Consider the following 7789-nt stretch of genomic DNA (forward strand, 5'->3'; position numbering starts at 1 on the left):
CACGTTATCGCCGAAAACGAAGATCAAGCCTCGCGTGGGCCTGAGCGACATGAACAGGAGGCGCAACAGCGTGGTCTTGCCAGCACCTGACGGCCCGGTGAGGAAGTGGAAGGACCCCGGAACCACATGAAAGGTGACGTCGCGCAGGATCTCGGGGCCAGTGCCGTAGCGCAGCCCCACATTTTCAAAGCGGATCACGCGATCGCCCTCGATCCTCTTAACATTCGCCCCAACTTGCGTCTTTATGCGGAACTCGCTGTCCGGTATCAATGGATTTGGGCAAGGGCGTGGGCCGGTCGCGCGAGACCGCAGAAACCGGCCGGTGGTGGTTCTGAACGATGACGGTCATTATCTGTCCCGCTTGCAATACTCGCTTTGAGACCGCGGCGGTCATTCCGCCCACGGGGCGCAAGGTTCGCTGCTCCAAATGCGGCAATGTCTGGCAGGCGATGGCGGTGATCGAGCCGGCCAAGCCTGCCGTCGTTTCGGCGCCGACGCCTCCTCCGGTCCAGCCGCGGCCGGCGCCGATGCCGCCGCGCGCTGCGGAACCCCGTCCGGCACCGGCACGTCCCGCTCCGCCGGGGCCACGTCCCGCTTCGCCGGGATTGGGCAACGCCATGGGACGGTTTCCCAGCCAGCAGGGTCTTGCACCGAAGCCGACCAACGGCGTGCATCCGAACGACCGGCCGCCGCCGGCGAAGCCAGCCGGACCGATGTTCGGCAGCGAAGACGAGATGCAGCCCGACATGCGCGGTGACGGTGCCGGATCGGCCGCCGGCATGGGGGCAAATTCGCGCGCGGGGGCTGAAGCTGACGATCTCGGCAGCTACAACGCCGGAGCCTTGGTCAATCCGGATGCCGGATTGGCCACCAACGTCCCCATCGCCGAGGGCCGCAAGCGGAAGCTGCCGCCTGCCGTCGCCATTGGCTGGGGCGTGCTCGCGCTCCTGCTCGTCATGCTTGCCGCCATGGTCGCGCTCGCACCCAAGACCGTGGTGTCGCTGCTGCCCGGCTCGGCGCGTCTTTACGCCATGATGGGCAAGCCGGTGAACGCGCCCCGGCTCAAGATCGAGAATGTTCGCTCGGCGTGGAGTAACGCCGGAGCCGAGCGGGTGCTGCAAGTCGATGGCGACATCGTCAACCTGACCGCAGCAGAGGTGAGCGTGCCGACGGTGGTAATCGGGTTGGAGGATAACAGCGGCAAGGAGTTGTCGCAGTCCACCGCCAACGTGCTGGCGCTCGGTGCGGGCGCCAAGACCTCCTTCACCGTACAGATTCCCGGAGCGCCGGAAAACGTGAGCAGCCTCAAGGTTCGCTTCGCCAAGCCGCAATGACGGCCGTGGGCACGGGCGGCGCGATCAAGCCGCTGTACAGCGCCGAAGCGATCGCCACCCGCGTCGAGCAGCTCGCTCGCGACATTGCCGGACGGGGCCTCGACGACCTCATGGTGGTCGCCGTGCTCAAGGGAAGCTTCATCTTCGCGGCCGACCTCATCAGGGCGCTGCACCGGCAAGGGTTAAGCCCGGAGATCGATTTCATCTACCTCGCAAGCTATGACGGCGAACGCGTTTCGCGCGGGCAAGTGAGGGTGCTGCGCGACGTGGAGAGCGATCTTAAAGGCCGCAACGTCGTCATCGTCGACGACATCCTCGATTCGGGCCGGACGCTGGCCTTCGCCAAGGCGCTTCTCGTGAAGGCCGGCGCTTGCCACGTACTTACTTGTGTGCTGGTCGACAAGCAGGTGCCGCGGGCTTCCCCGATCGCGCCGGACTTTATTGGGTTCTCCTGCCCGCCGGTGTTCGTGGTCGGCTACGGCATGGATCTCCACAACCGCTACCGCGAGCTTCCCTTTATCGGCGAATTGACCGGGTCGGGCTAATACGGCCTGATCAGACGCTCGAGATAATCGAGCTCGAAGGTCGGCCGCGACGGGTCGCCAAGGCGGCGGCGGAGCTCGTCAAGCACTTCGCGCGCCTTCTGAATGTCGATCTGGTCGGGAACCTTCACGCTGAGGCCGAGGTCGGGGCGATTGCTGCGGTCGGGCCGTCCGAGAGGGTCCCTTCCGCTGTTGCCTTGGCCCTTGCCGGTCTGGGTCTCGCCGTTCTCCATCATCTGCTCGGCAAGCGACTGGGCGCCCTGGCGCAACTGTTCGAGCGCGCGGCCCTGCTGGTCCGTGGCGCGGTCGAGATTCGACTGGCCAAGCGCCTCCTTAGCGTCGCCCATGGCTTCGCCGGCTTGGGGGAACTGGTCAGGCGGGTTCGCGCCTTCGATGCGGAAGCGGTCGATCAGGCTTTGCAATGCGTCGCGCAGCTCACCCTGGCGCCTGCCGAGGTCGTCGAACCCGCCAGCAGGGCGCTGACCTTGCGCCTTCTCGCCCGGTTGCTGTCCGCGGCCGCCAGATTTTCCTTGCGCGCTCTCGTTGCCGCCCGGGCTCTGGCCGCTGTCCGAGCCTTGATCTTCCGGCGTGCCGAACGGCGCCATGAAGATGCCCGGGCCGAACTCCATGGGTTGGCCTGGCGGGCTCACATTGAAGGCGTCGTTCTGCCGATTGCCGCCCTGCTCGCGCCTCGCCTTGAACGTCTCGTCGAGCAGCTTCTGCTGCTTGGAGACGAGGTCGTTCAGGTCCTTCATCATCTTGCCGACGCGCTGCTGCTTGGCGTTGTCGGAGAAGGTCCCGGTCTGCAGCCGCTCGAGAATGTCCTTGAGCTCGCTCAGCATCTGCTCGGCGAGTTCCTTGGACCCCGACTTGGCAAGCTGCTCGATATTGTTGAGAAGCTTGTCGAGCTCCTGGTCGGAGACGACCTGTTCGCCGCTTTGCGATTTCTGGTCGGGGGGAAGATTGCCCTTCTGCTGCGCCTGCTCGGCGAGCGCCTGGAGATAGCGCGACAGGGCGCTGCGCAGCTCATCGACCAGACGATCGATCTCTTCCGGCGAAGCGTTCCGCTTCAGGGCCTCGCTCAGCTTGTCCTGCGCTGCCTTCACGTCGCGCTCGGCTTCGGGAATGTTGCCGTCCTCGATGCGCAGCGCCAGGTCCCAGAGCTGGCTCACCACGCTCGCAATCGACTCGGGCGACTGATCGGTGTCGAGCCGCCAATAGGTGTCGCGCAAGGCGAGATACACCGGACTGTCCGGGATCGCCCGCTCGCCGCCGATGGTCAAGGCATCGAGCGCCATGGCGACGTTGGCCGCCGAATCCCGCTCGCGCACGAGCCTCTTGCGCTGCTCGACCACGGCCTTGGCAAGAGGCTTGGTGAATTTGCGCTCGGGCAGGATGAATTCGTAGGGTTCGCTCAAGCCAGCCTGCCCAGCCTGATCGCGCGCGGCGAGTGTCATGCGCACCTTGAGGCCCGCCCAGGGATGGGCGGTCAAGTCCTGCGAGGCCTTGCCTTCGACCAGCTTGGCGTTGACCTTGGGCAATTGCAGCGGCATGAGCGGAGCTTCCAGCAGGGGATCGGCCTCCGGCTTGCCGCCGTCGAGCTCAGGAGCCTGTGCCGCCAGGCCTCCGGCCTCCTCGGAGTCGGCCAGCGCGAAGCGGGCCTCGGCGCTCGCCACGCCGTGATCGTCGGTGGCGCGGAAGCTCAAGCGGAGCGCCCCGCGCGGCGTGGTGGTGGGATTGCCCATCAGCGCGATCTGGGGCACGCCGTCCTTGATGAGGTCGAAGCGCCATTTGGCGACGGTGTTGCCGCTGACGCGCACATCGATAGCGCCGGGAGAGTTGAGCGGCAGCTTGAATTCCAGGAGACCCTGGGTGCCGGTAAGCTTGGGAATGACCGCGTTCGCCGGAGAGCCGTCATCAGGTTGCGACACGAGGCTCACGGCTTCGCCGCGCGGGGCAAAGGCGCGCACGATCAACTCGCTCCGTTCCGGAACCGAAAGCGCGCGGAAGGTTTCGTTGCCGGTGCCGACCGGTTCGCTGCCGTCGGCGAGAACGATGGGCGCGACGCCGGTATAGACCGGCGGCGTGACCCAGGCGTCGAGGCGCATCAGCGCCGCTGAAATGCGCGCGGCGGGGGTGAAGGCCGCGGCGATGCGATCCCACCGATTGGGACCGGCCGCGAGCAGAGCCACGACGAGCACGAGCAGGAGCGCAGAACGGATGGCATAGGGGTCTTTGCGGTCGGTGCGCGGCAGAGGCCAACTCGGCTTGAGCTTGGCCACCAGGCGGCTCAGCCGCTCGCGATGCGCCGCCCAGAGGAGTGCCGTGTCGGCGCGCGACGTGGTGCCAAGCTTGTCCTCGTAGGAGGAGGCCGGCCGATGCTTGATATCGGCGTCGCGCTCAAGATGCCTGAGAGCCTCGGCCCGGGTCGGCATGGGGAAGCGAATGAGCGGCAGGAGCGAGACGAGCAACGCCACGGCGAAGGCCACGAGCAGGACGCGGTGCAACAGCGGCGGGAGCGCGCTCCACAGATCGAACATCGATAGAATGAGAAAGGCCGCGAGCACGAGGAACGGCCAGAGCAGCGCCTCCCATACAAGCTCGCCGACCAGCGCAAGCCGGCTCAAGCCCACGCGCCATTCGAAGCGGCGGGCGAGCGACTTATCCTCCGCGGTGTCCGGGGGTGTGTTCTTTCGGGCAAACAAATTTCGCATCATCTTCATCAGGCTTAGCACAACGCGTGAAGCACGCGGGTAATTTGGGGAGCGATGCGGGCTAAAAGGAGGCCCTATGCGCGCCGCTCGGGCTTGAGCCAATCCGGCAGCCGCTCCGCCGCCAGCATGTCGCCGTAGTGAGGCCGGGGCCGGGTCACGGCATAGCGATCGCCGGCGACCAGCACCTCCGGCACCAACAGCCGGCTATTATACTGTGAGGCGAGCACGGCGCCATAGGCTCCGGCCGTCATCACGGCAATGAGATCGCCGGAGCGGAGCTCTGGCAGGGCCCGGTCGAGCGCAAGATAATCTCCGGTCTCGCAGACGGGGCCGACCACGTCGCTCGTTATCATCGGTGCGCCGGGGGCAGGCTCGGCCACGGGCCAAATCTCGTGATAGGCCTCATACAAAGTCGGCCTGATCAGATCGTTCATCGCCGCATCGACGACGGTGAAGGTCTTGGGCTCGCCGCGCTTCACGTAGAGGACGCGCGAGACGAGGATGCCGGCATTGGCGGCGATCAGCCGCCCAGGCTCGAACAGAAGCTTGCAGCCGAGATCGCCGACGGTGTCGCGCACGAGCTTGCCGTACTCGGCGGGAAGCGGCGGCGCCGGCTGGTCGCTGCGATAAGGCACGCCGAGGCCGCCGCCGAGATTGACGAAGTCGATGGCGAAGCTGTTCGACCTGAGCTCGTCGACGAGCTGCTTGAGCAGGGCGAAGGCGTTGCGAAAGGGGGCAAGGTCGGTGATCTGGCTGCCGATATGCATATGCACGCCGCGCGGATCGACACCAGGGAGCGCGGCAGCCAGGCGATAAAGCGCAAGCGCTTCGCCATACGGAACGCCGAATTTGTTCTCGGCCTTGCCGGTGGCGATCTTGTGATGGGTTTGCGCGTCAACATCGGGGTTGACGCGGAGCGCGATGCGCGCGCTGAGCCCGAGCGCCGATGCCGTCTCGCTCAAAGTGCGAAGCTCGGGCTCCGACTCGACGTTGAAGGCGAAGATGCCCTCTTCGAGCGCAAAGGCCATCTCGTCAGCGGTCTTGCCCACGCCGGAGAAGGCGATCCTCTCGGGCTGAACGCCGGCGGCGAGCACGCGGCGAAGCTCTCCCTCCGACACCACGTCCATGCCGGCGCCGAGGCGCGCGAGCGTCGCGAGCACGCCGAGATTGGAGTTGGCCTTGACCGAGAAGCAGATTTCGGCGTCCGCGCCTTCGAAGGCATCGGCGAACACGCGGTAATGCCGTTCGAGCGTTGCCGTCGAATAGCAATAGAAGGGCGTGCCAACAGAGGCGGCGAGATCGGCAAGGCTCACGTCCTCGGCGTGCAGGATGCTCCCACCGCCGACTCCTTGCCGGTAAGTGAAATGGTGCATGGAGGCTTAGAAAGCCTTATTGCAGCAAGCGGTCAATCCATAGCGAGCGGGAAGGCGCTTGCGACATCTTGGTGGAGGGATCGGCCTTGGCCTCGGGGTAGGAGGGCTTCGGCCGGTCGAGCGAGCCCCGTTTGCCGCAGGCGGTCAAGCCCACGGACAGGATCAACGCCATAGCGAGAAGGACGCGCAAAGCGCTTCCCATTGGTCGTGCCCCTTTGACCTTGAGCCTTGTTGGCGGCCCTTAGGTCCTTTTTATCGCGATCCGGCGGCCTTCTTCAAACGCTTTATCCATTTTTTGGCCTCCCGCCGCACATTTCCGGGCGCTGTGCCCCCATAGCTACTACGGCTTTTGACCGATTTGCTCACATCGAGCACTGAAAATGCGTCCTCAGTGAGTCGCGGATCGACCGATTTCAGGTCCTCCAAGGCGAGCTTTGCCAGGTCACATTTCTTGCTGTCGGCAACGGCGACGACGCGGCCGGTCACATGGTGCGCCTCGCGGAATGGAAGCCCAGTCTCGCGCACCAGCCAGTCGGCAAGGTCGGTGGCCGTGGCGTGGCCGCGGCCGGCGGCCTTCTTCATCGCCCGCGCATCGGGCTCGAGATCGCCGACCATGCCGGTCATGGCGGCAAGCCCGAGCTTGAGCGAGGCGAGCGCGTCGAACACCGGCTCCTTGTCCTCCTGCATGTCCTTGGCGTAAGCGAGCGGCAATCCCTTCATCACCATGAGCAGGGCGAGGAAGGAGCCGGCAACGCGGCCGGTCTTGCCGCGTACGAGCTCCGCCGCGTCGGGATTCCGCTTCTGCGGCATGATCGATGAGCCGGTGGTGTATTTGTCGGAGAGCCGGACGAAACCGAATTGCGGCGAGGTCCACATCACGATCTCTTCGGCAAGCCGCGACAGATGGGTGGCGGCGATGGACGCTGCCGCCAGGCTCTCGAGAGCGAAGTCGCGGTCCGACACGGCGTCGAGCGAATTGGCCGACGCTCTTGCAAAGCCGAGCGCCTTCGCCGTGGCGTCGCGATCGATGGCGAAGCTCGTGCCGGCGAGCGCCGCGGCGCCCAGGGGCGACTCATTCAGCCTCGCCCGCGCATCGGCGAAGCGTCCCCGGTCGCGGCCGAACATCTCGGCATAGGCGAGAAGGTGATGGCCGAAGGTAATCGGCTGCGCGGTTTGCAGATGGGTGAAGCCGGGCATCACGGTCGCGGCATGAAGAAGCGCCTTCTCGGCGAGCGCGAGCTGCAAGCCGGCGAGCAACCCGTCGATGGCGTCGATCTCGTCGCGCACATAGAGGCGCAGATCGGTCGCCACCTGATCGTTGCGCGACCGTGCCGTGTGCAGCTTGCCGGCGGCCGGCCCGATCAGCTCGGCGAGGCGGCTCTCGACATTGAGATGGATATCCTCGAGCGCTCTGGTGAAGGAGAAGGTGCCAGCCTCGATCTCGGCCGCGATCTTGTCGAGGCCGCGCGCGATCTCCTCGCCTTCTTTCTTGGTGATGATGCCGCGATCGGCAAGCATCGCCGCATGGGCCTTGGACGCAAGAATGTCGTGGCGCCAGAGGCGCTTGTCGAAGTCGATGGAGGCGTTTATCTCCTCCATGATTGCGGCGGGGGACGCTAAGAAACGGCCGCCCCACATGGTGTTGGTCATTAGCCTAGGCTCCAAGAGCCGCGAAAGAGTAGGGTCGAATGGATCGAAAGAGGCGCAGCTTGCTCCCGGCTCCCCCCTTGTGGGGGAGCACGCTTGCGCGGCTCGCGCAAGTGGAGGGGGGTAAAGAACGAGTCCCAAGTTGGACCCCCCTCCCTATCCCTCCCCCACAAGGGGGG

General features: G+C 65.7%; 7 protein-coding genes and 1 pseudogene. 3 read left to right on the top strand and 5 right to left on the bottom strand.

Annotated elements, in window-relative coordinates:
• The coding region (locus ACREC7_RS14590) for an ATP-binding cassette domain-containing protein (protein WP_431556417.1) at positions 1-198 on the bottom strand (198 nt) is incomplete at its 3' end.
• A gap of 140 nt (positions 199-338) precedes the next feature.
• On the opposite strand from ACREC7_RS14590, the pseudogene ACREC7_RS14595 reads away from it, so the two are divergent.
• The 3 genes and pseudogenes from ACREC7_RS14595 to hpt all read left to right on the top strand — a co-directional run.
• Positions 339-401 (top strand): annotated as a pseudogene (locus ACREC7_RS14595) (hypothetical protein); the annotation flags it as partial.
• A 216-nt stretch (positions 402-617) separates the two neighbouring features.
• On the top strand, positions 618-1334 hold the full coding sequence (locus ACREC7_RS14600) for an FxLYD domain-containing protein (protein WP_431556423.1): 717 nt from the start codon (positions 618-620) through the stop codon (positions 1332-1334).
• Complete coding sequence (hpt, locus tag ACREC7_RS14605) at positions 1331-1879, top strand: hypoxanthine phosphoribosyltransferase (protein WP_431556418.1); 549 nt, start codon at positions 1331-1333, stop codon at positions 1877-1879. The genes ACREC7_RS14600 and hpt overlap by 4 nt, the downstream gene beginning before the upstream one ends.
• Here the strand turns inward: hpt and ACREC7_RS14610 are convergent.
• The 4 genes from ACREC7_RS14610 to argH form a co-directional block, all read right to left on the bottom strand.
• Positions 1876-4599 carry a TIGR02302 family protein gene (locus ACREC7_RS14610; RefSeq protein WP_431556419.1) on the bottom strand — a complete coding sequence of 908 codons (2724 nt, stop codon included), beginning with the start codon at positions 4597-4599 and terminating at the stop codon, positions 1876-1878. The genes hpt and ACREC7_RS14610 overlap by 4 nt on opposite strands.
• A 65-nt stretch (positions 4600-4664) precedes the next feature.
• A complete protein-coding gene (gene lysA, locus ACREC7_RS14615) occupies positions 4665-5963 on the bottom strand; it encodes a diaminopimelate decarboxylase (RefSeq protein WP_431556420.1) in 1299 nt (432 codons plus the stop codon).
• Positions 5964-5979: 16 nt separating this feature from the next.
• Complete coding sequence (locus ACREC7_RS14620; RefSeq protein ID WP_431556421.1) at positions 5980-6165, bottom strand: lipoprotein; 186 nt, start codon at positions 6163-6165, stop codon at positions 5980-5982.
• Positions 6166-6215: 50 nt separating this feature from the next.
• Positions 6216-7613 (bottom strand): argininosuccinate lyase, encoded by a 1398-nt coding sequence (gene argH / locus ACREC7_RS14625; protein WP_431556422.1) that lies wholly within the window; start codon positions 7611-7613, stop codon positions 6216-6218.
• Positions 7614-7789: the final 176 nt, after the last annotated feature.

Origin of the sequence: Methyloceanibacter sp. (assembly GCF_050728395.1) — a bacterium.
In the GTDB taxonomy this organism is placed as follows: Bacteria; Pseudomonadota; Alphaproteobacteria; order Rhizobiales; family Methyloligellaceae; genus Methyloceanibacter.

Coding starts and splice junctions, on each gene's coding strand:
- ACREC7_RS14600 (WP_431556423.1), top strand. CDS start 618: ATGGGACGGTTTCCCAGCCAGCAGGGTCTTGCACCGAAGCCGACCAAC.
- hpt (WP_431556418.1), top strand. CDS start 1,331: ATGACGGCCGTGGGCACGGGCGGCGCGATCAAGCCGCTGTACAGCGCC.
- lysA (WP_431556420.1), bottom strand. CDS start 5,963: ATGCACCATTTCACTTACCGGCAAGGAGTCGGCGGTGGGAGCATCCTG.
- ACREC7_RS14610 (WP_431556419.1), bottom strand. CDS start 4,599: ATGAAGATGATGCGAAATTTGTTTGCCCGAAAGAACACACCCCCGGAC.
- ACREC7_RS14620 (WP_431556421.1), bottom strand. CDS start 6,165: ATGGGAAGCGCTTTGCGCGTCCTTCTCGCTATGGCGTTGATCCTGTCC.
- argH (WP_431556422.1), bottom strand. CDS start 7,613: ATGACCAACACCATGTGGGGCGGCCGTTTCTTAGCGTCCCCCGCCGCA.